This is a genomic window from Serratia sp. CoH_134_PS_4, assembly GCF_058190535.1.
The window spans coordinates 70,169-95,180 of record NZ_JBXWKI010000010.1 but is presented as its reverse complement, the minus strand read 5'-3'; the positions used below and the strand labels follow the sequence as shown (position 1 = coordinate 95,180).

The 25,012-nt window shown below is 55.2% G+C and carries 18 protein-coding genes; 10 read left to right on the top strand and 8 right to left on the bottom strand.

Translation table 11 applies throughout. The features are described 5' to 3' along the window. Positions 1-77 precede the first annotated feature (77 nt). The 3 genes from AC2FCQ_RS16525 (at position 78) to rluA (ending at position 6,326) form a co-directional block, all read left to right on the top strand. Positions 78-2,441, top strand: coding sequence for a DNA polymerase II (locus AC2FCQ_RS16525; RefSeq protein ID WP_490308637.1), 2,364 nt, complete (start codon positions 78-80; stop codon positions 2,439-2,441). 269 nt (positions 2,442-2,710) lie between these two features. Continuing rightward, positions 2,711-5,617 (top strand): RNA polymerase-associated protein RapA, encoded by a 2,907-nt coding sequence (rapA, locus tag AC2FCQ_RS16520; RefSeq protein ID WP_209635024.1) that lies wholly within the window; start codon positions 2,711-2,713, stop codon positions 5,615-5,617. Between the two features lie 58 nt (positions 5,618-5,675). Next, entirely contained in the window at positions 5,676-6,326 is a 651-nt protein-coding gene (gene rluA, locus AC2FCQ_RS16515) for a bifunctional tRNA pseudouridine(32) synthase/23S rRNA pseudouridine(746) synthase RluA (protein ID WP_209635023.1), read from the top strand. Positions 6,327-6,447: 121 nt separating this feature from the next. On the opposite strand, the gene djlA is transcribed toward rluA, so the two are convergent. After that, on the bottom strand, positions 6,448-7,269 hold the full coding sequence (djlA, locus tag AC2FCQ_RS16510; protein WP_209635021.1) for a co-chaperone DjlA: 822 nt from the start codon (positions 7,267-7,269) through the stop codon (positions 6,448-6,450). 228 nt (positions 7,270-7,497) lie between these two features. On the opposite strand from djlA, the gene lptD reads away from it, so the two are divergent. The 6 genes from lptD (at position 7,498) to apaH (ending at position 14,261) form a co-directional block, all read left to right on the top strand. Then, complete coding sequence (lptD, locus tag AC2FCQ_RS16505; protein WP_265555796.1) at positions 7,498-9,861, top strand: LPS assembly protein LptD; 2,364 nt, start codon at positions 7,498-7,500, stop codon at positions 9,859-9,861. 65 nt (positions 9,862-9,926) lie between these two features. After that, the gene (gene surA / locus AC2FCQ_RS16500; RefSeq protein WP_209635017.1) at positions 9,927-11,225 is read left to right on the top strand and encodes a peptidylprolyl isomerase SurA; all 1,299 of its coding nucleotides are present in this window, start codon (positions 9,927-9,929) and stop codon (positions 11,223-11,225) included. Further along, positions 11,212-12,204, top strand: coding sequence for a 4-hydroxythreonine-4-phosphate dehydrogenase PdxA (pdxA, locus tag AC2FCQ_RS16495; RefSeq protein WP_209635016.1), 993 nt, complete (start codon positions 11,212-11,214; stop codon positions 12,202-12,204). The genes surA and pdxA overlap by 14 nt, the downstream gene beginning before the upstream one ends. After that, positions 12,197-13,015: a 16S rRNA (adenine(1518)-N(6)/adenine(1519)-N(6))-dimethyltransferase RsmA gene (gene rsmA, locus AC2FCQ_RS16490; RefSeq protein ID WP_037420728.1), complete on the top strand. Its 819-nt coding sequence runs from the start codon at positions 12,197-12,199 to the stop codon at positions 13,013-13,015. Before pdxA ends, rsmA begins: the two co-directional genes overlap by 8 nt. 12 nt (positions 13,016-13,027) lie before the next feature. After that, entirely contained in the window at positions 13,028-13,405 is a 378-nt protein-coding gene (gene apaG / locus AC2FCQ_RS16485; RefSeq protein ID WP_012005174.1) for a Co2+/Mg2+ efflux protein ApaG, read from the top strand. A 4-nt stretch (positions 13,406-13,409) separates the two neighbouring features. Next, the gene (gene apaH, locus AC2FCQ_RS16480; RefSeq protein WP_209635015.1) at positions 13,410-14,261 is read left to right on the top strand and encodes a bis(5'-nucleosyl)-tetraphosphatase (symmetrical) ApaH; all 852 of its coding nucleotides are present in this window, start codon (positions 13,410-13,412) and stop codon (positions 14,259-14,261) included. 39 nt (positions 14,262-14,300) lie between these two features. On the opposite strand, the gene AC2FCQ_RS16475 is transcribed toward apaH, so the two are convergent. From AC2FCQ_RS16475 to AC2FCQ_RS16460, 4 genes are all read right to left on the bottom strand, one after another. Continuing rightward, positions 14,301-16,190 carry a PhoX family protein gene (locus tag AC2FCQ_RS16475; RefSeq protein WP_265555799.1) on the bottom strand — a complete coding sequence of 630 codons (1,890 nt, stop codon included), beginning with the start codon at positions 16,188-16,190 and terminating at the stop codon, positions 14,301-14,303. Positions 16,191-16,385: 195 nt separating this feature from the next. Then, positions 16,386-16,868 carry a type 3 dihydrofolate reductase gene (folA, locus tag AC2FCQ_RS16470; RefSeq protein ID WP_037420718.1) on the bottom strand — a complete coding sequence of 161 codons (483 nt, stop codon included), beginning with the start codon at positions 16,866-16,868 and terminating at the stop codon, positions 16,386-16,388. A 143-nt stretch (positions 16,869-17,011) separates the two neighbouring features. After that, positions 17,012-17,476 (bottom strand): threonine/serine exporter, encoded by a 465-nt coding sequence (locus AC2FCQ_RS16465; RefSeq protein ID WP_209635013.1) that lies wholly within the window; start codon positions 17,474-17,476, stop codon positions 17,012-17,014. Next, positions 17,473-18,273 (bottom strand): threonine/serine exporter family protein, encoded by an 801-nt coding sequence (locus AC2FCQ_RS16460; protein WP_209635012.1) that lies wholly within the window; start codon positions 18,271-18,273, stop codon positions 17,473-17,475. Before AC2FCQ_RS16460 ends, AC2FCQ_RS16465 begins: the two co-directional genes overlap by 4 nt. Before the next feature lie 174 nt (positions 18,274-18,447). Here AC2FCQ_RS16460 and AC2FCQ_RS16455 point away from each other — a divergent pair, with 174 nt between their 5' ends. Next, complete coding sequence (locus tag AC2FCQ_RS16455) at positions 18,448-19,062, top strand: LysE family translocator (RefSeq protein WP_404760395.1); 615 nt, start codon at positions 18,448-18,450, stop codon at positions 19,060-19,062. A 138-nt stretch (positions 19,063-19,200) separates the two neighbouring features. Here AC2FCQ_RS16455 and kefC read toward each other — a convergent pair whose 3' ends face one another. From kefC to carB, 3 genes are all read right to left on the bottom strand, one after another. Further along, on the bottom strand, positions 19,201-21,054 hold the full coding sequence (gene kefC, locus AC2FCQ_RS16450; protein ID WP_490308639.1) for a glutathione-regulated potassium-efflux system protein KefC: 1,854 nt from the start codon (positions 21,052-21,054) through the stop codon (positions 19,201-19,203). Continuing rightward, the gene (gene kefF / locus AC2FCQ_RS16445) at positions 21,047-21,604 is read right to left on the bottom strand and encodes a glutathione-regulated potassium-efflux system oxidoreductase KefF (protein ID WP_209635009.1); all 558 of its coding nucleotides are present in this window, start codon (positions 21,602-21,604) and stop codon (positions 21,047-21,049) included. Before kefF ends, kefC begins: the two co-directional genes overlap by 8 nt. A gap of 179 nt (positions 21,605-21,783) precedes the next feature. Beyond that, positions 21,784-25,008 carry a carbamoyl-phosphate synthase large subunit gene (gene carB, locus AC2FCQ_RS16440; protein ID WP_209635007.1) on the bottom strand — a complete coding sequence of 1,075 codons (3,225 nt, stop codon included), beginning with the start codon at positions 25,006-25,008 and terminating at the stop codon, positions 21,784-21,786. Positions 25,009-25,012 lie beyond the last annotated feature (4 nt).

Sequence of the window (25,012 nt, the reverse complement as noted above, 5' to 3'; positions counted from 1 at the left end):
TGGACAATGACTGTATAAAAACCCATACTGTAATTTATGTCCTTCTCCCTTTAGCTTAGCCTCTCAGGAACAGCGTGATGTCACTCCAACAGGGTTTCCTGCTCACCCGCCACTGGCGTGATACGCCGGCTGGCACCGAGGTGGAGTTTTGGCTGGCGACCGACAATGGGCCACAGCAAATTCGCCTGTCGCCGCAGACCTCCGTCGCCTTCATTCCTGTCGAACAGCGCCAACGTGCTGAGCTGTTGCTGCGCGAAGAGCGGCAATGGGAGCTAAAACCCTTACCGCTGACTGATTTTCATCACCGCCCGGTCCTGGGGCTGTACTGCCGCCAACACCGTCAGTTGATCAAACTGGAAAGGCTGCTGAAAGACGGCGGCGTCAATGTCTACGAAGCCGATATTCGCCCGCCGGAACGCTACCTGATGGAGCGCTTTATCACCGCACCGGTGTGGTTCAGTGGCCAACCGAATGGCAGTGGCCCCCTGCTCAACAGTAAAATGAAATCCGCACCAGAATACCGCCCTGTACTGAAGCTGGTCTCGCTGGACATTGAAACCACCGCTCACGGTGAGCTGTACTCTATTGCACTGGAAGGCTGCGGACAGCGCCAGGTCTACATGCTTGGGCCAGCCAACGGTGGCAATGAGACGCTGGATTTTGCTCTGGAGTACTGCGTAAGCCGCCCGCAGATGTTAGAACGCCTGAACCAATGGCTGGAACAGCACGACCCCGACGCCATCATTGGCTGGAATCTGGTGCAGTTTGATCTACGCGTACTGCAAAAACACGCTGAGCGCTACCAGATCCCATTACGGTTAGGCCGTGGGGGTAACCCGCTCGAGTGGCGTGAGCACGGTTTCAAACAAAATCACTTTTTCGCCTCCGCCGCCGGTCGATTGATTATCGATGGCATCGAAGCGTTGAAATCTGCCACCTGGAACTTCCCTTCTTTTAGTCTCGAGCACGTGTCCCAGACACTGCTGGGGGAAGGCAAGTCGATCGACAACCCTTATCAGCGGATGGCCGAAATCGACCGACGCTTCGCCGAAGATAAGCCGGCACTGGCACGCTACAACTTAAAAGATTGTGAGCTCGTGACGCGGATTTTTGCCAAAACCGAGTTGCTGACCTTTCTGCTGGAGCGCGCCACGGTCACCGGGTTAGCGGCCGATCGCAGTGGCGGTTCGGTCGCGGCCTTCAGCAATCTGTATATGCCACGCATGCACCGGCTGGGTTTTATCGCCCCCAACCTCGGCGAACAGCCAGAAGAACACAGCCCCGGCGGTTTTGTGATGGATTCACAACCCGGCCTGTATGATTCAGTGCTGGTGCTGGATTACAAAAGTCTGTATCCGTCGATCATCCGCACCTTTCTGATCGATCCGGTCGGGCTGGTGGAAGGCATGCAACACCCGAGCGATGTCGATTCAGTGCCCGGTTTCCGCAACGCGCGCTTCTCACGTAGCAAACACTGCCTGCCGGCGATCGTCGAGCAGATCTGGCAGGGGCGTGAAACGGCAAAACGTCAGCAGAACAAAGCGTTATCCCAAGCATTGAAGATCATCATGAATGCGCTGTATGGCGTATTGGGATCGAGCGGTTGCCGATTTTTCGATCCCCGCCTGGCCTCGTCGATCACCCTGCGTGGCCACGAGATCATGCGCCAAACGCGTGAACTGATCGAAGCGCAGGGGTACCAGGTCATCTACGGCGATACAGATTCCACCTTCGTTTGGCTCAAGCAACCCCATGACGAGCAGCAGGCCGCCCAAATCGGCAGGACGCTGGTTGAGCACGTAAACCAATGGTGGCAACAACATTTACAGGCGCAGTATGGGCTGGATAATGCCTTGGAGCTGGAGTTCGAAACCCATTACTCGCGTTTCCTGATGCCGACCATTCGTGGTGCCGAACAGGGCAGTAAAAAACGCTATGCTGGGCTGATCGCAAGCGCTGATGGCCGTGAAGAGATGGTTTACAAAGGCCTTGAAACCGTGCGCACCGACTGGACACCGCTTGCGCAGCAGTTCCAGCAACTGCTCTACCAACGCATTTTTAAACGGCAGCCGTATCAGGATTTTGTGCGGGAATACGTGAGCCAAACACTGAACGGCGATTTCGACGATCGGCTCGTTTACCGCAAACGCCTGCGCAGGAGACTGGACGAATATCAGCGCAACGTACCGCCACATGTCCGTGCTGCACGCATCGCCGACGACTATAATCGTCAGCAGGGTCGGCCGCTTCAATACCAGAATGGCGGCTGGATCAGCTATGTCATGACCGTTGCCGGGCCAGAGCCGCTGGAGACCCAACAATCGGCAATTGATTACCCCCATTATCTGGAGCGCCAGTTACAACCCGTGGCAGACGCTATACTCCCATTCTTGCACGACGATTTTACCACGCTGGTGACCGGGCAAATGGGGTTGTTTTGACATTCAGCCCGTCCCGCGGGCTTTGGCGAAGGGTTAAGAAAAATCATCAGGTTTTGCAGGTGACGAACGCGTCGCCTTCCATTACCATAGCGCCCTTCCCAAATTCTGGACCACACTTCACCCATGCCGTCTAACGATGTATGCATGGGATGAATAGCTATTGCCCGCCATATAAAAATAAATCGGGATTAGCAGACGTTTGATACGGGTACCGCGGTGTTCTAAACCCGGTAACAAGACTTACTTAAAAAGAATCGAGCCGACAATATATGCCTTTTACACTTGGTCAACGCTGGATCAGCGACACGGAAAGCGAATTAGGACTGGGTACTGTCGTGGCGCTGGATGCGCGCATGATTACCCTGCTTTTCCCCGCAACCGGCGAAAACCGCCTCTATGCCAGAAATGACTCGCCAATCACCCGCGTGATGTTCAACCCAGGCGACACCATCAGCAACCACGAAGGCTGGGAGCTGCAGGTGGAAGAGGTCAAAGAGGATAACGGCCTGCTGACCTATATTGGCACCCGCCTGGACACCCAGGAAAGCGGTGTGGCAATGCGTGAAGTGCTGCTGGACAGTAAGCTGACCTTCAGCAAGCCGCAAGACCGCCTGTTTGCCGGCCAGATCGACCGTATGGATCGCTTCGCGCTGCGTTTCCGCGCCCGTAAATACCAGAGCGAACAGTATCGCCTGCCGTTTGCCGGTCTGCGCGGCATGCGAGCCAGCCTGATCCCTCACCAGTTGCATATTGCCTATGAAGTCGGCCAGCGCCATGCCCCACGCGTTCTGTTAGCAGATGAAGTGGGCCTGGGTAAAACCATTGAAGCCGGTATGATCATCCACCAGCAACTGCTGGCAGGCCGTGCCGAGCGCGTATTGATCGTGGTACCAGAAACGTTGCAGCACCAGTGGCTGGTCGAAATGATGCGCCGCTTCAACCTCTATTTCTCACTATTCGACGACAGCCGTTACTCAGAGGCCAAACTCGACAGCAGCAACCCGTTTGAAACCGAACAGTTGGTCATCTGCTCGCTGGACTTCGTGCGCCGTAATAAGCAGCGCCTGGAAGAACTGGCCGATGCCCAATGGGATCTGCTGGTCGTCGATGAAGCACACCACCTGGCCTGGAGCGAAGACGCACCAAGCCGCGAATACCAGGTGATTGAACAGCTGGCCGAGCATATCCCCGGCGTACTGCTGCTGACCGCAACCCCAGAACAGCTTGGCCAACAGAGCCACTTTGCGCGTTTACGCCTGTTGGATCCGAACCGTTTCCACGACTACCACGAATTCGTCGCAGAACAGCAGAAATACCGCCCGGTGGCGGATGCTGTCACCTTGCTGCTCAGTGGTGAGCGCCTGGCGGATGACAAGCTGAACCTGCTCGGCGAGCTGATCGACGAACAAGACATTGAACCGCTGTTAAAAGCCGCCAACAGCGACAGTGAAAACAGCGAGCAGGCGCGTCAGGAGCTGGTTACCATGCTGATGGACCGCCACGGTACCAGCCGCGTGCTGTTCCGTAACACCCGTAATGGGGTCAAAGGCTTCCCGCACCGTAATCTGCATCAGATCAAGCTGCCGCTGCCAACTCAGTACCAGACCGCCATTAAAGTGTCTGGCATCATGGGTGCAAAGAAAACCGTTGAGGCACGTGCACGCGACATGCTCTATCCAGAGCAAATCTATCAGGAATTTGAAGGCGAAAACGCCACCTGGTGGAACTTCGATCCGCGTGTTGAATGGTTACTGAATTACCTGGTAAGCAACCGCAACGAAAAAGTCCTGGTGATCTGCGCCAAGGCCGCCACTGCACTGCAATTGGAACAGGTGTTGCGTGAGCGAGAAGCTATCCGTGCCGCCGTGTTCCATGAAGGCTTGTCGATTATCGAGCGCGATCGCGCCGCCGCTTACTTCGCCTCAGAGGAAGACGGTGCCCAAGTGCTGCTGTGCTCGGAAATCGGCTCTGAAGGCCGTAACTTCCAGTTCGCCAGCCACCTGGTGATGTTCGATCTGCCGTTTAACCCGGACCTGCTGGAACAACGTATTGGCCGTCTGGACCGTATCGGCCAGATGCATGACATTCAAATCATGGTGCCATACCTGGAAAACACCGCTCAGGCGGTACTGGGCCGTTGGTTCCACGAAGGGCTCGATGCCTTCGAACATACCTGCCCAACCGGCCGTACCATTTATGACAGTGGTTATGAGCAACTGATCGGTTTCCTGGCGTCACCCACCGAGCAGGAAGGCCTGGATGAATTCATTCACACCTGCCGTCAGCAGCACGACCAACTGAAGGTGCAACTGGAGCAGGGCCGCGATCGCCTGCTGGAAATGCACTCCAATGGCGGCGAAAAAGCGCAGGCGTTGGCTGAAGCCATTGCCAATCAGGACAACGACGTCAACCTGGTGGGCTTTGCGCTTAACCTATTCGACATCGTCGGTATCAACCAGGACGACCGCAGCGATAACCTGATCGTCCTGACACCGTCCGATCATATGCTGGTACCTGACTTCCCGGGCTTGCCACAGGATGGCTGCACCGTCACCTTCGATCGTGAGCAAGCGCTTTCACGTGAAGATGCCCAGTTCGTCAGTTGGGAGCACCCGATTATCCGCAACGGCCTGGATCTGATCCTGTCTGGGGATACCGGTAGCTGTGCCGTTTCTCTGCTGAAAAACAAGGCGCTGCCTGTCGGCACCTTGTTGGTTGAGCTGGTGTACGTGGTTGAGGCGCAAGCGCCGAAGCACCTGCAACTGACCCGCTTCCTGCCACCGACGCCAATCCGTATGTTGATGGACCGCAAAGGTACCAATCTGGCGGCGCAGGTTGAATTCGAAAGCTTCAACCGCCAATTGAACGCAGTTAACCGTCACACCTCCAGCAAGCTGGTCAATGCCGTGCAGCAAGATGTGCATGCCATGCTGCAACAGGCAGAAAGCCTGGTTGAAGAACAGGCCCGTGCCTTGATCGAGCAAGCAAAACAGGAAGCGGATGACAAGCTAAGCACCGAGCTGGCACGTCTGGAAGCCCTGAAGGCCGTCAACCCGAACATCCGTGATGACGAAGTCGAAGCGCTGGAGTTCAACCGTAAGCAGGTGTTGGTTAACCTGAATGAAGCGGGATGGCGTTTGGACGCGATCCGTCTGGTGGTTGTCACTCACCAGTAACCTGGCGCAAGGGGGGAGCTGCGGTTCCCCTATTGTGACTTTCAGCGGAGCCAACAAGATGGAACCCTACAATCCCCCACAGGGCCCGATGCATATCCTGTATCAGGATGAGCACATTATCGTGGTCAACAAGCCGAGCGGTCTGCTGTCGGTACCCGGCCGTGCGCCGGAAAACAAAGACAGTCTGATGACACGCATTCAGGCAGACTTTCCGGCCGCCGAGTCGGTGCATCGTCTGGATATGGCAACCAGTGGCGTGATTGTGGTGGCGTTAAATAAAGCCGCTGAACGTGAGCTAAAACGCCAGTTCCGCGAGCGCGAGCCGAAAAAGTCCTATATCGCACGGGTCTGGGGTCATCTGGAGCACGATGAAGGTCTGGTGGATTTGCCGCTGATTTGCGACTGGCCTAATCGGCCGTTGCAGAAAGTGTGTTTCGAGACGGGTAAAGCAGCGCAAACGGAGTATCTTGTGCTGTCACGAGATGCCGATGGAAGCACACGCGTAAAACTCATGCCGATCACCGGTCGCTCACACCAGTTGCGCGTTCATATGCTGGCATTGGGCCACCCGATCCTCGGTGACGGTTTTTATGCCACACCAGAAGCCAAGGCCATGGCGCCACGTTTACAGTTGCATGCGCAAGAGCTGCGCATTACCCACCCTGCTTTCCAGACGCCGATGCATTTCCGCGTTGAACCGGATTTCTAACCCCATCGGACGGCGATACCCTAAACAGCAACCTTGCTCACCCCAGGAGCCTGGTCAGCCAGGTGACCGGGGGGAGCAGGCGCAGCCAACAAAGAGGCAGCTTCAAGTATGACGGGTATCGTTATTTGAAGCCTTTCTCACGCTTGATCAGGTCGTAGGCCGCCTGAATTTCCTGCGCCTTTTGCTTGGCCATTTCCATCATTTGTGGCGGTAAACCTTTCGCCACCAGCTTGTCTGGATGGTGCTCGCTCATCAGCTTGCGGTAAGCACGTTTAATGGTGGTCGCATCGTCGCTGCTGCTGACACCCAGCACTTTACAGGCGTCATCCAAAGTAGGCCCACGCTGCGCTTGCTGGTAGCCGCCCTGCGAATGCCCGCCTTGCTGACCGCCGCCAAATTGGCGCCCGCCCTCCATCATGCTGAGGAACTGATCAAACTGCGCACGCGAAATGCCCAATTCTTCAGCGATGACGTACAGCACCTGGCGCTCGTTTGGATGCAGCGAACCATCGGCAAACGCCGCCTGAATTTGAATTTCCAGAAACATCCGAATCAGGTCAAAACGGCCAAAACAGATGCTGCGGAACTGCTGCAGCGTTTCTCTCAGTGGGAACTGGCTCTGTTTACCTTCACGAAATGCCTGCTGTGCCGCGGTACGGGCTTCTCCGTGCAGTTGCAGGCGATCCATAAACAGGCTGGCGATCTGGATATCCGCCTCGGTAACACGTCCTTTTGATTTGGTCAGGTGACCCATCACCTGAAAAGTGGTGCGGAAAAACAGCGTTTGCCGCGTTTGCTGGTCGGCGAAAAAACCCCGGCTGCGCTTGTTGCTGCGCGCAGTGTCAATCATATGACCGACAATCAGCCCCAAAACTACACCCCAGAATCCCGCGCCAGCCCAAATGGCCACGATGACCCCGAGCAGTTTTCCCCAATACTGCATATACTCCTCAATTATCATGCCGAAAGCCGACTGCTCCCTTCCGTCTTAGGTAAGGGTTAAGGCGATTTTTCCCAGGATTTCGATTATCATACCTGTCATTTATCTTTGCGCCTATCGACGACGCAAGTAAACGGCCGGATTTAACACTAGCGCAACGCAGATGAGTGATATAGTCTCTGACCGTTTGCCGGACATGACGCCTCTGATGACGGAACACCAAAACCGCGTATGAAAAAAAGTTTCCCAACACTGCTGGCCACACTGATTTGGACGGCACTCTACAGTCAGCACGCGCTGGCTGACCTGGCTGAGCAATGCATGCTCGGCGTACCTGTTTATGACAAACCGCTGGTCAGCGGCGATCCGAACAGCCAACCCGTCACTATTCACGCCGATGACTCCCGCGCCGATTATCCAAAAAGCGCGCTGTTCACCGGTAACGTGAACATTGAGCAAGGCAACAGTACCCTGACTGCCAAACAGGTTGAGCTGAACCAGACGCAAAACCCAGGACAAACCGAGCCGGTACGCACCGTAACGGCGACCGGTGACGTGCACTACAGCGACAATCAGATCAAACTGAAAGGTCCGAAAGCCTGGTCTAACCTGAACAATAAAGACACCGACGTCTATGAAGGCGACTACCAGATGGTAGGCCGTCAGGGCCGTGGCGACGCCGACAAGATGAAGATGCGCGGCGCCAACCGCTACACCATTCTGGAAAACGGCACCTTTACGTCCTGCTTGCCTGGCGACGACAGCTGGAGCGTCGTCGGATCCGAAGTGATCCACGACCGCGAAGAGCAGGTCGCAGAAATCTGGAACGCGCGCTTCAAAATTGGCGGCGTGCCCGTATTCTACAGCCCTTATCTGCAATTGCCGGTGGGTGATAAACGTCGCTCCGGTTTCCTGATCCCGAATGCAAAATATGGCAGCAGCAATGGTTTTGAGTTCTTGCTGCCGTATTACTGGAACATTGCGCCGAACTTCGACGCCACCATCACACCGCACTATATGTCCCGGCGTGGTCTGCAGTTGCAGAACGAATTCCGTTATCTGGTGCAGCCTGGTTTGGGCCTGATGGAATTCGACTGGTTGCCGAACGACAAGGAATACAGCAAGGACAACCCTGACGACAGCAAGCGTTGGTTGTTCTACTGGAACCACAATGGCGTGATGGACAAGGTGTGGCGTTTCAACGTCGACTACACCAAGGTCAGCGACTCCAAATACTTTACCGATTTGGACTCTAAATACGGTTCCACCACCGACGGTTACGCGACGCAGAAATTCAGCGTCGGCTACGCCATTGATAACTGGGACGCCACCTTAAGCTCCAAACAGTTCCAGATCTACGACGATACCGACCGCAGCCAATCGGACTCTTATAAAGTTCAGCCACAGTTGGACCTGAACTACTACAAAGACGATATCGGGCCGTTCGATTTCCACATTTACGGCCAGGCAGCCAAGTTCATTAGCGTTAACCCATACAGCCCTGACGCGACTCGTCTGCATATGGAACCGACGCTAAGCCTGCCGCTGACCAACGGTTGGGGCAGCCTGAACACCGAGGCCAAACTGCTGGCAACCCACTATCAGCAGGATATTCCTGACGGTTTTGCCACCAACTACAAGAACCGCACTGGCAACAACGCCCCAGGCCTGGAAGACTCGGTCAACCGCGTGCTGCCGCAGTTCAAAGTCGATGGCAAGATGGTGTTCGATCGCCCAATGAACTGGTCTGAGGGCTATACGCAAACCCTCGAACCGCGCGTACAGTATTTGTATGTGCCGTATCGTGACCAAAGCAACATCTACACCTACGACACCACGTTGCTGCAAACCGACTACTCAGGCCTGTTCCGTGACCGCACCTACAGTGGCCTGGATCGCATCGCGTCACAAAACCGTGTTTCAACCGGTTTGACCTCGCGTATTTATGATGACGCGCTGGTTGAACGTTTTAATGTTTCCGTTGGTCAAATCTACTACTTCAGCCGTTCCCGTACCGGTGACCAGACTACGCGTTACGACAACAATGACGATACCGGCAGCCTGGCTTGGGCTGGCGATAGCTATTGGAAGATTGACGATCGTTGGGGTCTCCGTGGCGGTCTGCAGTACGACACGCGTCTCAATAGCATCTCATTGGGTAATGGCGTACTGGAATACCGTCAGGATTCTGAACGCGTACTGCAGTTGAACTACCGTTACGCTACGCCGGAGTATATTGAGACGGCATTGAATACCACGCAGGTTCCGGCTTATCAGGACGGTATTTCGCAAGTGGGCGTCACCGGCAGTTGGCCGATTGCCGATCGCTGGGCAGTTGTAGGGGCTTATTACTACGACACCCGTGCAAAACAATCAGCCGATCAGCTGCTCGGCGTGAAGTACAACACCTGCTGTTGGGCGGTAACCTTGGGCTATGAGCGCAAGATCACCGACTGGAATAACAGTAACAATACCAGCGTTTATGACAACAAAGTTTCATTCAACGTCGAACTGCGTGGCCTGAGCAGCGATCACAGTCTGGGCTCCGCAGAAATGTTGCGTTCCGGCATTCTGCCTTATCAGCGTGCATTTTGATGCTTTGTAACACTTTGAAAACGAGAACTTTCACCCGCATTTGCGGATTACATAATGGGAAATGTATGAAGAACTGGAGAACGCTTATTCTCGGATTGGTGGTTTGCGCCAATACCGCGTTCGCAGCACCCCAAGAAGTGGATAAAGTCGCCGCCGTCGTGGATAACGGCGTTGTGCTTGAGAGCGACGTAAACACCCTGTTGCAGTCGGTGAAACTTAATGCGCAGCAAGCCGGGCAACAATTGCCGGATGACAAGACACTGCGTCACCAGATCCTTGAACGCCTGATTATGGATAACATCCAGCTGCAGATGGCCAAGAAAATGGGCATTACCGTTTCCGATGCCGATCTGGACAAAGCCATCAGTAACATCGCTGCACAGAACAAAATGAGCATCGATCAGATGCGCAGCCGTCTGGCGTATGAAGGCTTGAACTACAACACTTACCGTTCGCAGATCCGTAAGGAAATGCTGATTTCTGAAGTGCGTAACAACGAAGTTCGCCGACGCGTCACCATCCTGCCTCAGGAAGTGGACTCACTGGCAACGCAGGTTGGCGCTCAGAACGGTAGCGATACTGAAATGAACATCAGTCACATCCTGATCCCGCTGCCGGAAAACCCGTCGCAGGCACAGGTTGACGACGCAGAAGCCTTGGCGAAAAAACTGATGGGTGAAATCAACGGCGGTGCCGACTTCGGCAAGCTGGCGATCGCCTACTCCGCGGACTCCCAGGCGCTGAAAGGCGGCAACATGGGCTGGGGCAAGCTGCAGGAAATCCCTACGCTGTTCGCTGAAAGACTGGTTAACGCCAAAAAAGGCGATGTGGTCGGCCCAATCCGTTCCGGTGTCGGCTTCCACATTCTGAAAGTGAACGATATCCGCGGCGCCAACCAGTCGGTATCCGTCACCGAGGTTCATGCACGCCATATTCTGCTGAAGCCTTCCGTGGTGCTGACCGACGATCAGGCTCGTGCAAAACTGCAAGCCGTTGCTGAAGAAATTAAGAGCGGCCGCGCCAAGTTTGCTGACGAAGCCAAACAGCTTTCTCAAGATCCAGGTTCTGCACTTCAGGGTGGTGATTTGGGCTGGGCTTCTCCAGACATCTACGATCCTGCTTTCCGCGATGCTTTAATGAAACTGAGTAAAGGCGAAATCAGCCAACCAGTGCACTCTTCCTTCGGCTGGCACCTGATTCAGTTGCTGGATACGCGTCAGGTGGATAAAACCGACGCGGCGCAGAAAGACCGTGCTTACCGCATGCTGTTCAACCGCAAGTTTGCAGAAGAAGCGCAAACCTGGATGCAGGAACAACGTGCTCAGGCTTACGTGAAGATCCTTGACGGTAATGCACAACAATAATCGCATCGTAATCACCCCCGGCGAGCCTGCCGGGGTTGGGCCGGATTTAGTGGCAGTGCTGGCACAACAGGATTGGCCTGTTGAACTGGTGGTGTGCGCGGATCCGGCCTTGTTGCTTGAGCGCGCCCGGCAGTTAAACCTGCCGTTACAGCTGCGCGACTATCAAGCTCAACAGCCTGCCCAGCCACAGCGAGCCGGTACGCTGACGGTATTACCCGTCGCGCTCGCTCATGCGGTCGTAGCAGGTGAATTGAACGTGGGCAATAGCGCCTACGTCGTAGAAACGCTGGCACGCGCCTGCGACGGCTGTCTGAATGGCGAATTCGCCGCACTGATCACCGGCCCGGTGAACAAGGGCGTGATCAATGATGCCGGTGTCCCCTTTATTGGCCATACCGAATTCTTTGCCGATCGCAGCGGCTGCGATCGTGTCGTGATGATGCTGGCAACGGAAGAGCTGCGCGTGGCGTTGGCGACCACTCACCTGCCTTTATTGGCTGTGCCTGGCGCTATCACCCAGCAAAGTCTGCATGAAGTCATCCATATTCTCGACCATGACCTGAAAACCAAATTTGGCCTTGCACAACCACAAATTTATGTCTGTGGCCTGAATCCGCATGCCGGAGAAGGTGGCCATATGGGCCGCGAAGAGATCGATACCATTATCCCGGCGCTCGACGCGCTGCGTGCTGAAGGTATCCATCTTATTGGCCCACTGCCGGCAGACACCCTGTTCCAGCCCAAGTATCTGCAACATGCCGATGCTGTGCTGGCGATGTATCACGATCAGGGTCTGCCAGTGCTAAAATACCAAGGGTTCGGCCGGGCGGTAAATATTACCCTCGGTTTGCCTTTTATCCGTACCTCGGTCGACCACGGTACCGCTTTAGAACTTGCAGGCACCGGCACCGCCGATGCAGGCAGTTTCAAAACGGCCTTGAATCTCGCCATTAAAATGATAATTAATTGTAATGAATAATAAAGTCCACCAAGGGCACTTTGCCCGCAAACGCTTTGGACAGAACTTTTTAACCGATCAGTTTGTCATCGATAGCATTGTCTCCGCCATTCATCCCATGCCGGGTGAAGCGGTGGTTGAAATCGGCCCCGGCTTGGGTGCATTGACCGAGCCGGTTGGCGCACGCATGGACCGCATGACAGTGATTGAGCTGGACCGCGATCTGGCGGCTCGCCTGGCGAATCACCCACAGCTGAAAGACAAACTGACCATCCACCAGCAAGACGCCATGACGGTGAACTTTGCCGAAATGGCCGAGCAGGCTGGCCAACCGCTGCGCGTGTTTGGTAACCTGCCGTATAACATTTCGACGCCGCTGATGTTCCACCTTTTCAGCTATACTCAGGCCATCCGCGACATGCACTTTATGTTGCAGAAAGAAGTCGTCAATCGTCTGGTTGCTGGGCCAAACAGCAAAGCCTACGGGCGTTTAACCGTAATGGCGCAGTACTACTGCAATGTCATCCCGGTGCTGGAAGTGCCACCGACCTCTTTCACCCCGGCGCCAAAAGTGGATTCCGCTGTGGTACGTCTGGTTCCGCACCTTGTGAACCCGAACCCGGTGGGTGACGTACGTATGCTAAGCCGGATTACAACTCAGGCGTTCAACCAGCGCCGGAAGACGGTCCGCAACAGCCTGGGTGATCTGTTCACGCCAGAGCAACTGACGGAATTGGGTATCGATCCGGTACTTAGAGCAGAGAATATTTCTGTGGCGCAATACTGTAAGCTGGCTAACTGGCTTTCAGCCAATCCCGCGCCGCAGCAATAAGGAGTAGTGGTCATGATTGATTCGCCCCGTGTATGTATTCAGGTACAAAGTGTCTATGTGGAATCACAATCGATACCTGAGGAAGAACGTTACGTCTTCGCTTATACCATCACCATCCGCAATTTGGGGCGTTTCAACGTGCAACTGCTTGGGCGTTACTGGTTGATTACCAACAGTAATGGCCGTCAGACTGAAGTTCAGGGTGAAGGCGTGGTTGGCGAACAACCCCTCATTCCACCTGGGGGAGAATTCCAATACACCAGCGGCGCTATCCTTGAAACGCCACTGGGTACCATGGAAGGCCATTACGAAATGGTTGATCATCAGGGTCAACCGTTCCAGACCGCTATTCCCGTGTTCCGCTTAGCTATCCCAACACTGATTCACTAATTCTATGTCGACATATCTCATCGGCGATGTTCATGGCTGTTTTGATGAACTGCAGTCGCTATTGGCCCAAGTTGCTTTCGATCCTCTGCATGACCGCCTGTGGCTGACCGGCGATTTGGTTGCCCGCGGCCCCGGCTCGTTGGACGTGCTGCGCTACGTGCGTTCACTCGGCCCTGCGGTACGTATGGTCCTGGGCAACCACGATCTGCACCTGTTGGCTGTCTATGCCGGCATCAGTCGTAATAAGCCCAAAGACCGCATCACTCAGTTGCTGGAAGCCCCTGACGCTGATGAGCTTATCAACTGGCTACGCCGCCAACCGGTGCTGCAAGTGGATGAGCAACTCAAACTGGTGATGGCACATGCCGGGATCACTCCGCAATGGGACATTGAAACGGCACAAATCTGCGCCCGTGAAGTCGAGGCCGTATTGAGCAGCGACAGCTATCCGCTGTTCCTCGACGCCATGTACGGTGATATGCCGAACAACTGGAGCCCAGAGCTGAGCGGATTGGCTCGCCTGCGGTTCAGCACCAATGCCCTGACACGCATGCGTTACTGCTTCCCGAACGGCCAGCTTGATATGATCTGCAAAGATGCGCCAGGCACAGCGCCTGCCCCGCTCAAGCCTTGGTTTGAATTACCGCGATTGGTTGATGCCGATTACACCATTATCTTTGGTCACTGGGCATCACTGGAAGGTAAGGGCACACCCGCAGGCGTTATTGGCCTTGATACCGGCTGTTGTTGGGGGGGCGATCTGACCATGCTACGTTGGGAAGATCAGCAGTACTTTACCCAACCGGCTCACCGCCGTGATTCTCAGGACAGCGTGCACCAACAGGTCGCGTCATAATTAGAGTGGGGCAGTTAAAGCCGCCCCACTGTTTTCGCCTTAAGCCCCGATAACACCACCGTCTTCACGCGTAATCATCAATACTGACGAACGCGGGCGCGGACTGTTGTTCGGGAAATGGGAATCGCCTTCTTCGCCCGGGTGCTGTACGTTGACAAACATCGTCTTGTAATCCGGAGTGAAGGTAATACCGGTCAATTCGCAGGATTTCGGGCCGACCATAAAGCGACGAATCTCACCACTGAGTGGATCCCCCACCAACATCTGGTTGTTCCCTTGCCCAGCATAGTCGCCCTTATTACTGTATTTACCGTCAGTGAGGATCCACAGGCGACCGGATTTATCAAAGCCCAAGCCATCCGGGCTATTGAAGGTATTGTCCGCAGTAATATTGGGCGTACCGCGATTCACCCCTTCCGGGTGCGCAATAGGGTTGCCGCACAATGCATAAATATCCCAGGTGAATGACGCCGCCGTGGCATCGCCACCTTCATCCCAACGGATAATCTGACCGTAGACATTATTCGGGCGCGGGTTCGCCGCGTTCAGCGGCATGCCCTCTTCGCCACGCTTACTGTTATTGGTTAACGTGCAATAGGCTCGACCATCGTGAGGATTGACCGCGATCCATTCCGGGCGGTCCATTTTGGTTGCCCCAACCTGCGCCGCCGCTTTACGGGCGAAGATCAGCACTTCAGCCTCGTCACGGAAGCCATTTTCCGGTGTCAGCCCATTCTTGCCGAACTCCAGGGCAATCCAACGCCCTGTGCCCTTCAACGGCGTCCCGGCGGCATCGCCATCAAACTGCGCCACATACAGCGTGCCTTCGTCCAACAGGGTACGATTATTGGCAGGGTTAGCCACGTCAACCACACCCTTGGAAACGTATTTATAAATGTGCTCACCACGCTCATCGTCCCCCATGTAAACAACCAGGCGGCCATCCTTTGCGACAGTAACGGCAGCATTTTCATGCTTGAAGCGCCCCAGAGCGGTGTGTTTGATCGGTGTCGACGTTGGATTCATTGGGTCGATTTCGACAATCCAACCGTGGCGGTTGAATTCGTTTGGATTTTTCGCCACATCAAAACGCTCGTCATAATCCGGCCAGTTACGCTCCGGTTCGCTCACTTTCAGCGTGTAGCGTTTCTGTTCTGCCGTCGTCTTGTAATCCGCCTGGTGAGTACCAAAATAAGTATCAAAATTCTCTTCGCAGGTCAGGTAAGTGCCCCAGGGCGTTTTCCCGTTAGCACAGTTGCCGAAGGTGCCCAACACCTTGCGTCCGCTAGGATCAGCCGCCGTCTGCAACAACGGGTGGCCGGCAGCCGGGCCGCTGAACTGCATTTCGGTATTGGCCGTGATACGGCGGTTATAGCGTGACGGACGCTCTACTTCCCAGCGTTGGCTGTCACCGTCGCGGCGCACCGCAACAATGGAAACACCATGTGCGGCTTGTGATTTACGCACGTCCTCCAGGCTGGTGGCTTTGGTGCCACCATGGGCAAAGAGATACTGCTCATTAACGTATTCGTTGTTGATGGCCATCACGCCGTGATTGTCATCAATCGGGAAGAAACTCATGCCATCGTTGTTATCACCAAACTGCTTTTCCTGGTCGGCGGCGCTGTTATTGCCCTGCGGGTCAAAAGCGGCAGCGCCCTCAACCAACGGTTCCCCCCAAGAGATCAGCACCTCCGCGCGATATCCCGGTGCAATCGCCACCTCATCCGCGGTTGAGGCTGCAATGCCCTTGAAGCCCAACAGCTTGTTTGGCGGTAAATCTTCTGCCAATGCGTCGGCGGATAGGGTCCAAATACCGCCGCCGAGGAAACCGGCCAGGCCAACGGCACCTGCGCTGCCCAGCAGTAACTTGCGGCGGGTGGGGTCGGTCAGGCGATCGGCATCTAATTGCTCAATTTTAGTCGTCATAGGTTTATTTCCTTTTTTAATATGGCGCCGCGATCAAGATTCACCAGAGTTGCCGGGCGCTCAGAGTTGGGCTTCATACTAATCAGGAAATGTGACGAAAATGTTACAGTTGAAAGTCAGAAAACCTTTTGCCGCAGAAACGACAAAGGACGCAATCTCTTGCGCCCTTTGGAGGATATGGCTAACACCCGGTGATTAGCGGTGTTCTAAAATCTCGAAGCAATAGCTGTGAGAATTCAGCTCGTCAGCATCGTGGAACTCACTGAACGAAGTTTCCCATTCGTCCGGCTCATAGTCCGGGAAATGGGTGTCACCACCGACTTCGGCATCGATATGCGTCAGGTACATGCGGTTGGCGCGTGGCAGGAATTGGGTATAAATACGCCCCCCCCCCATCACCATGACTTCTTCGACATCGCCAGCAGCGGCCAGTGCTTCGTCCAGTGACGTCGCCCAGGTCACCCCGGTTTCACTGCCAGGACGGCTGCTTAAAACGATATTATGGCGCCCCGGCAACGGGCGACCAATGGACTCGAAAGTTTTACGGCCCATAATAACCGGTTTATTCAGCGTGTTACGTTTAAACCACGCTAAATCTGCTGGCAGGTGCCACGGCATGGCGTTTTCCATACCAATAACGCGATCCGCCGCCAAGGCAGCGATCAGGCTGATAATCATTGTTAAACCCTGTGTAGGCAGCAAAATTGCTCACACTATACGTAAAGCCCTATCTGCCGTCGATAGGCTAATCAAGCAATATGAATATATAAGATAGCTCTTATCAGCATAACTAATACCCATATTTTCTTGCCCGTAAATCCTCAGACGCCGGGACGTTTGCGATACAACCAAAGCCCAGGCAATGACAGCCCGATCGATAACGCGCCGACGATAAAACAGGCCTTGAGAAAATTACTCATCATCGTGGCCATCAGCGCCTCGCTATAACCCAAATGCGAAATCTCAACCACTGAGATCATCGCGGTATACGCGGAGATACCGGGGAACATCGGGATCACGGCTGCCACGGTAAACACCTTTGGGTGTGCCAGCAGCCAGCGAGACCAATAAATGCCGATGATGCCAATCAAAATAGCTGCCAGCAGCGACGCCCATTCGATGTTCATTCCTGCGTGCATCATCAGCATACGGGAACCGTGGCCCACCGCGCCCAACAATGCGCAATAACGCAAGGCACGCAGCGGCACGTTGAATACCATGGCAAAGCCCAGCGCCGGCACCGCCGCCAGCAACATGTCCTGCAGTAAGGCCCAAAGCAAACTCATGACCACCCCCGCAGATCCCATAGCGCCATCGCCATCACTACACCGATACAGGTGGCCAACGTCAGCAAGCTCGCCATCGCCCAACGCGCCAAACCAGTATTAATGTGCCCCTTGAACATATCGGCGACCGCGTTAATCAGCGGGAATCCGGGCACCAGCAGCAGTACGCTGGCCGCCATCGCCACCGTGGAGGTTTGACTAAACACCGGCAATCGCAGTAGCAGGCCGGAAACCGATGTAGCGACAAACGCCGTCAGGCAAAAGTTAATCAGCGGATTCATATGACGAGCCGTCAACATTTGGCGCACAGACATCGCCAGGCCACTGGCGATAAAGGTGACTGCAAATGCTTTTTGATCACCACCGTTCAATACGCTGAAGCAGCCGCAAGACAGCGCCACCATCAACACGACCAACCAGCGTGGGTAACGCAGCGGACGGATTTTCTCGAAACGCCGGGCTACGTCATGCGCATCGGCGAGCCGATGCTCCGCCAAAATGACGATGTGTTGTACCTCGGTCACCATCTGCATATTGATGCCGCGGTCAACATTCTTGCGTGTCGTGGTCAGGCATTCACCTTTACTGAGCGTCGTCAGCACGACCGCATTGGCCGAGATCGAACTTTCCACGCTGTCCATCCCCAGCGCCATCCCCAGCCGAGTCGATAACTGCTCCACTACCGTGCTTTCAGCGCCATGTTGTAACAGCAGCAAAGCACACTGAATGCACAGCCGAGTGATTTCACGTTGTTGCCGCTGTGGCGGCGGGATGTCTGTCGTTGTCGGCTGTTGCATAATGTCCCGGGGTTCGCGCTGAGTAGACCCTCTGGCTTTCACTACTGCGGCTTGAAAGACGGCGGGCAGGAATGTTTATCATAGAGTCAAACATTACCTCATTTGGTTGATGCGCATCAGGAGAAGCGGCGTTATTATCAGCGCAATTGGGCCTTTTGTGCAGAGAGTCAAATCATGCTTGAAACTTCGCTGTTCGTTGCCGGTATTGCCGCTTTAGGGATGCTATCGCCAGGTCCGGATTTTTTCCTGGTGATCAAAAACGCGGCCCGTTATCCGCGGCTGGCTGCCATGATGACCGCCTTCGGTGTGTTCTGCGGTGTCGCGACCCATATGTCTTACTGTGTCGCCGGCTTGGCGGTGGTGATCACGACCACACCCTGGTTGTTTAATGTGCTGAAATACGCGGGGGCGGTATACCTGATTTGGGTTGGTATTCAGGCGTTACTGTCACGCGGTGGCAGCAAGATGAATGTCAGTAATCTACCGCAACAGCAGGTGAGCCTGAAAAGCGCCTTTGTACAAGGGTATCTGTGTAATCTGCTTAACCCAAAAGCCACGTTATTCTTCCTGGCGGTATTCACTCAGGTACTGCAGATCAACTCTGGGCTGGGCGAAAAACTCTGGTACGCAGGGATTATTCTTGGGCTGTCTGCCCTCTGGTGGCCGGCGTTGGTATTCCTGATACAAAGCGGGCCGGTACGCCGTGGGCTGGAAAAGACCCAGAAGATCGTCGACAAAGTGCTGGGCGGCATGCTGATTGCCTTGGGTATCAAGGTCGCGCTCAGTTAATTGCCCCTTCTTACCTGTCGCTGCCGCGTTGTTGACGGCATACATTTACCCCGGTCACTTGGCTCACCAAGCTCCCGGGGATTCATGGACTTGCCGCTTAACCGCAACACCCCGTACTTTGGGTCAATATCAGCATGATTATCCCTTGGCTTCTACCACCTCATCCTCCGGTGCCTTACCGTCAATACTGCCACGCCAACCACTTTGCTGTACTCTCGCCAGCCGATTTTGGTCCTGCTCGATAGCAGCGCTGAGCATCTCTTTGGCCCGCTGCAAGCTGGCAATGCGGAATTCTGTATCCTGGTAATTCTCCAGCGTTTCCTCCAGCATTTTCTGGTTATAACGCCGGAAGGTATCGGCTTTCTCACGTGCCTCGTAGGCATCAAGCCCCAGCAGCTCCAGTGCTTCACGACCGATACGCAGTGAACTTTCAAAGGTTTCACGTTCCGGGCTTTCCACCCCCAACTGCCGCAGCTGATACCAGTGATCAACGTCACGTGCACGCGCCACCACCTTCAGATGCGGGAAATGCCGCTTGGCCAGTTCGGTCAGTTGCAAGTTGGCCTCTACGTCGTCGATAGCATTAATCAGCACCTTGGCGTGCTCTGCCCCCGCCGCTTCCAGCAGTTCGGCACGGGTGGCATCGCCATAAAATACTTTCGTGTCGAACTTACGCAGAGTTTCAATATGGTCTGGGTCGTGATCCAACACCACGGTATGCACACCATTGGCCAGCAATAAACGGCCGGCAATCTGGCCGAAGCGACCAAACCCGGCAATGATTACGCTGGCATTCTCATCGTCAATCTCATCCGCCGGACGTTCATCTTTCGGCGCGTTCTTCTCAAGCCGGGCGGCCACGACCAACAACAAGGGGGTCATCGCCATCGACAGGGCCACTGACAGCGTCAATGACTTAGCCCATTCTGGCGGCAAGACCCCAGCCAGTTGCGCAGCCGCAAAGATCACAAAAGCAAACTCACTGCCCTGACCTAACAAGATGGCAAACATGCCACGCTGACGTTTTGGCACCCCCAGCCACGGCCCAATCAGCCACAGTAACGCTGCTTTAATCAGCATAAAGCCCAGCAGTAGCGACGCGATCAGCAACGGGTGGTGGAACAGGGTGCCGAAGTCGATAGACATGCCGACACCGATGAAGAACAGCCCGAGTAACAGCCCTTTGAATGGCTGAATATCGCTTTCCAATGCGTGGCGGTATTCAGAACTCGCTAACATCACCCCAGCGAGGAAAGCCCCCATCGCCATCGACAGCCCGGCCATTTCCAGCAGAATGCCAAAACCAAAGACCAGGAACAGTGCTACGGCGCTGAAGACTTCGCGCATACCGGAACGGGCGACAAAATGCAGCAACGGTCGAGTGACATAGCGACCAAGCAGTACCACCGTCGCCAATGCCCCAACCACCTTGGCAGCCGACAGGGCGAATGATGCCAACGTGGTCGCAGTACCGCTGCTGGCCAATAGCGGAATCATCGCGACCAAAGGGATCGCCGCGATATCCTGGAATAACAACGCCGCAAACGCGCTGCGACCAATCGGCGATGGCGTCAGGTTACGCTCACTCATGGCCTGCATGGCAATCGCGGTGGAAGACAATGCCAGAGTCAGACCGATCAGCAGCGCCACCTTCCAGTCCAGTCCGAGGAAATAACAAAACGCGCTCAGCGCCAGCCCGCACGACGCCATCTGAATAATACCGCCGCCAAACACCGATGCCCGCAACGTCCAAAGCCGTTTCGGATCCAACTCCAGGCCGATGATAAACAACATCAGCACCACGCCGATCTCGGCAAAGGTGAGGATCGACTCAGCGTCGGAAACCAGCTTCAGCCCCCAGGGACCAATAATGCAGCCAGCAATCAGGTAGCCCAGCACAGAGCCCAGTCCAAGCCGCACTGCGATCGGCACAAACAATGCGGCCGATCCTAAATAGATCAGCCCCTCAATCATCATCTGGTGATTATCCATTTTCGACTCCCTGCTCAACGGGTTCGCTGTGTTCCATCAGATACGTTATCAGCCTTTGGCGATAGGCTTCCCCAGCGGCCATCAACGCCGGCTCATTGCAGGTAAAGGTGTTATGCACGGCAAAATACGGCAGCCAATTCATGCCGCAATACAATGCGGTCGCCTGCAACGGTTGTGCCAGTGCTGCAAAGTTGGGGTAATCGCCCAGCTCGAAATGGTGTTCATCGCCACCGCTGGTTACTGCCCACAGCACATCTTTACCCACCAAGGCATTGCCTTCATGGCCATAAGCCCAGCCATGTTCCAGCACTTTATCGATCCACAGTTTCAGTAACGGCGGTTGGCTGTACCACTGCATCGGGTGTTGCAACACCACCAGATCGGCGCGCTCCAAGGCTTGCTGCTCGGCATTGATATCGATATTGAAGTCGGGATACAGCTCGTACAACGAGCGCACCTCCACCTCAGGAATATCCTTCACTGCCTGTAGCAGACGGTGATTGGCATGCGAATGCCGGGGATAGGGATGGGCGTAAATAATGAGAATCATGTTGTCGTCGTTCCTTCGTTCCATGCTAATACATCAAGCATATACCAATCACACAGGGTGACAGTTTGCTGAATGATTGATAGCGGAAATTTCTAATTCAAGACAACAAATTCCCTGAACAAGTTAAAAAAATAAGGGCGCTGCAGCTGCAGCGCCCTGGGGCTTACGGCATTATCGAATTACTTGCCGATGCGTGCGTGCAGCTCCTGCACCGACGTCACTTGCTCGGTCGGATCTGCCTTCAGCGCCATCGCAGTGGCAAAGCCGCCGTTCAGGGTTGTGTCGTAATGCACTTTGTACTGCAGTGCGCTGCGGCGAATCAGCTTGGAGTCTTCAATCGCCTGACGACCGGCCGTGGTGTTAACGATGTAGGTGTATTCGCCATTCTTGATACGATCCTGAATGTGCGGACGGCCTTCATGCACTTTGTTGACCAGGCGCGGGTTAATTCCCGCCTCGCCCAGCACCACTGCGGTGCCGTGAGTGGCATCCAGCTCGAAGCCCTGTTTCAACAGGCTTGCGGCCAGGTCCACCACGCGGGCTTTATCGCCTTCACGCACAGAGAGCAGTGCGCGGCCCTGTTTTTTCATGCCTGACTGGCTGCCGAGCATCGCTTTGGAGAAAGCTTCTGCGAAGGTGCGGCCAACGCCCATCACTTCCCCGGTAGAGCGCATTTCTGGCCCTAAAATCGGGTCAACGCCTGGGAATTTGTTGAACGGCAATACCACTTCTTTCACCGAGTAGTACGGCGGGATAACTTCTTCCGTTACGCCCTGCTCAGCCAGTGTTTTACCTGCCATCACACGCGCAGCCACCTTGGCTAGCGGCACGCCAGTAGCCTTGGAGACAAACGGCACGGTACGTGCAGCACGTGGGTTGACTTCAATCAGGTAGACTTCGTTGTTCTTCACGGCAAACTGCACGTTCATCAGGCCACGAACCTGCAGCTCAAACGCCAGTTTCTCAACCTGTTGACGCATCACGTCCTGAATTTCTTTGCTCAGGGTGTACGCCGGCAGTGAGCACGCGGAGTCACCGGAGTGTACGCCAGCCTGTTCAATGTGTTCCATAATGCCGCCAATCAGCACCCGCTCACCGTCGCAGATTGCGTCGACGTCCACTTCTACCGCGTCATCCAGGAAGCGGTCCAGCAGTACCGGAGCGTCGTTGGATACGCTGACGGCGTTTTGGAAGTAGCGACGCAGGTCGATGTCGTCATAGACGATTTCCATCGCACGCCCGCCCAGCACATAGGAAGGACGCACCACCAGCGGATAACCGATACCGGCCGCTTTCTCTACCGCTTGTTCGATAGTGGCAACGGTAGCATTAGCAGGCTGTTTCAGGCCCAGACGGTTCACCGCCTGTTGGAAACGTTCACGGTCTTCGGCACGGTCAATCGCATCCGGGCTGGTGCCGATAATCGGCACACCGGCAGCTTCCAGCTCACGTGCCAACTTCAACGGGGTCTGGCCACCGTACTGCACGATCACGCCTTTAGGCTTCTCGATGCGCACGATTTCCAGCACGTCTTCCAGCGTCACCGGCTCGAAGTACAGGCGGTCGGAGGTGTCGTAGTCGGTAGACACGGTTTCCGGGTTACAGTTGACCATAATGGTTTCGTAACCGTCTTCACGCAGTGCCAGCGAGGCGTGCACGCAGCAGTAGTCGAACTCAATGCCTTGGCCGATACGGTTCGGACCGCCGCCCAGCACCATCACTTTCGGACGGTCATTGGTCGGGTTGGACTCGCACTCTTCTTCATAGGTGGAGTACATGTAAGCGGTATCGGTAGCGAACTCCGCTGCGCAGGTATCCACACGTTTGTATACCGGGTGCAGGCCATAACCGTGACGCAGTTTGCGGATTTCGCTTTCGGCGACGCCAGCCAAAGTCGCCAAACGCGCATCAGCGAAGCCTTTACGCTTCAGGGTGCGCAGGAACTCTTGAGTCAGGCCGTTGATGCCGGTTTCGGCAACCTGCTCTTCCAGACGCACCAGCTCTTCAATCTGTACCAGGAACCAGCGGTCAACGTTGGTCAGGTTGAATACGCCATCAACTGACAGGCCGGCACGGAAGGCGTCAGCGATGTACCAGATACGATCGGAGCCAGCATCTTTCAGCTCACGACGAATTTTGGTCAAGGCTTCCGGATCATCCAGGCTCACTTTCGGGTCAAAACCGGTCGCGCCCACTTCCAGGCCGCGCAGCGCTTTTTGCAGCGACTCTTGCTGGGTGCGGCCAATAGCCATCACTTCGCCGACCGATTTCATTTGGGTGGTCAGGCGGTCATTGGCACCGGCAAATTTCTCGAAGTTGAAACGAGGAATTTTAGTCACAACGTAGTCGATTGACGGTTCAAACGAAGCCGGGGTACGGCCACCGGTGATGTCGTTCATCAGCTCATCGAGGGTGTAGCCCACCGCCAGCTTGGCGGCGATTTTGGCAATCGGGAAGCCGGTGGCTTTTGACGCCAGCGCCGAGGAGCGAGATACGCGCGGGTTCATTTCGATGACGATCAAGCGGCCGGTTTTCGGGTTAACCGAGAACTGCACGTTGGAACCACCGGTTTCGACGCCAATTTCACGCAGCACCGCCATCGAGGCGTTACGCATGATTTGGTATTCTTTGTCGGTCAATGTCTGTGCTGGCGCCACGGTGATGGAGTCGCCGGTATGGATACCCATGGCGTCGAAGTTTTCGATCGAACAGACGATGATGCAGTTATCGTTCTTATCGCGCACCACCTCCATCTCGTACTCTTTCCAGCCGATCAGCGATTCGTCAATCAACAGTTCTTTGGTCGGTGACAAGTCCAGACCGCGTTCGCAGATCTCTTCGAACTCTTCGCGGTTATAAGCGATGCCGCCACCGGTGCCACCCATAGTAAAGGAAGGGCGGATGATGCATGGGAAGCCAACGTCAGCGGCAACTGCCAGCGCTTCTTCCATGTTGTGTGCGATGCCTGAACGCGCGGTGTCCAGACCGATTTTCTTCATTGCCACGTCAAAACGGCGACGGTCTTCCGCTTTATCGATCGCATCAGCGGTCGCGCCAATCATGGTCACGCCAAACTCGGCCAGTACGCCTTGACGTTCCAGCTCCAGCGCACAGTTCAGTGCAGTCTGGCCGCCCATGGTCGGCAGCACGGCGTCTGGACGCTCTTTCTCGATAATTTTACGCACCACTTCCCAGTGAATTGGCTCGATGTAGGTCGCATCAGCCATTTCCGGGTCAGTCATGATCGTGGCCGGGTTGGAGTTCACCAGAATGACCCGGTAACCCTCTTCGCGCAGCGCTTTACACGCCTGAGCACCCGAGTAGTCGAACTCACACGCCTGACCGATAACAATCGGGCCAGCGCCGAGGATCAGGATGCTTTTTATATCAGTACGTTTTGGCATTTTT

What these genes read in the sequence shown, in the direction of transcription:
- rluA (WP_209635023.1), top strand. Translation starts at nt 5,676, where the DNA reads ATGGAACCCTACAATCCCCCACAGGGCCCGATGCATATCCTGTATCAG.
- surA (WP_209635017.1), top strand. Translation starts at nt 9,927, where the DNA reads ATGAAGAACTGGAGAACGCTTATTCTCGGATTGGTGGTTTGCGCCAAT.
- AC2FCQ_RS16475 (WP_265555799.1), bottom strand. Translation starts at nt 16,190, where the DNA reads ATGACGACTAAAATTGAGCAATTAGATGCCGATCGCCTGACCGACCCC.
- rapA (WP_209635024.1), top strand. Translation starts at nt 2,711, where the DNA reads ATGCCTTTTACACTTGGTCAACGCTGGATCAGCGACACGGAAAGCGAA.
- apaG (WP_012005174.1), top strand. Translation starts at nt 13,028, where the DNA reads ATGATTGATTCGCCCCGTGTATGTATTCAGGTACAAAGTGTCTATGTG.
- AC2FCQ_RS16455 (WP_404760395.1), top strand. Translation starts at nt 18,448, where the DNA reads ATGCTTGAAACTTCGCTGTTCGTTGCCGGTATTGCCGCTTTAGGGATG.
- rsmA (WP_037420728.1), top strand. Translation starts at nt 12,197, where the DNA reads ATGAATAATAAAGTCCACCAAGGGCACTTTGCCCGCAAACGCTTTGGA.
- AC2FCQ_RS16460 (WP_209635012.1), bottom strand. Translation starts at nt 18,273, where the DNA reads ATGCAACAGCCGACAACGACAGACATCCCGCCGCCACAGCGGCAACAA.
- kefF (WP_209635009.1), bottom strand. Translation starts at nt 21,604, where the DNA reads ATGATTCTCATTATTTACGCCCATCCCTATCCCCGGCATTCGCATGCC.
- pdxA (WP_209635016.1), top strand. Translation starts at nt 11,212, where the DNA reads ATGCACAACAATAATCGCATCGTAATCACCCCCGGCGAGCCTGCCGGG.
- AC2FCQ_RS16525 (WP_490308637.1), top strand. Translation starts at nt 78, where the DNA reads ATGTCACTCCAACAGGGTTTCCTGCTCACCCGCCACTGGCGTGATACG.
- kefC (WP_490308639.1), bottom strand. Translation starts at nt 21,054, where the DNA reads ATGGATAATCACCAGATGATGATTGAGGGGCTGATCTATTTAGGATCG.
- AC2FCQ_RS16465 (WP_209635013.1), bottom strand. Translation starts at nt 17,476, where the DNA reads ATGAGTTTGCTTTGGGCCTTACTGCAGGACATGTTGCTGGCGGCGGTG.
- djlA (WP_209635021.1), bottom strand. Translation starts at nt 7,269, where the DNA reads ATGCAGTATTGGGGAAAACTGCTCGGGGTCATCGTGGCCATTTGGGCT.
- carB (WP_209635007.1), bottom strand. Translation starts at nt 25,008, where the DNA reads ATGCCAAAACGTACTGATATAAAAAGCATCCTGATCCTCGGCGCTGGC.
- lptD (WP_265555796.1), top strand. Translation starts at nt 7,498, where the DNA reads ATGAAAAAAAGTTTCCCAACACTGCTGGCCACACTGATTTGGACGGCA.
- folA (WP_037420718.1), bottom strand. Translation starts at nt 16,868, where the DNA reads ATGATTATCAGCCTGATCGCTGCCTTGGCGGCGGATCGCGTTATTGGT.
- apaH (WP_209635015.1), top strand. Translation starts at nt 13,410, where the DNA reads ATGTCGACATATCTCATCGGCGATGTTCATGGCTGTTTTGATGAACTG.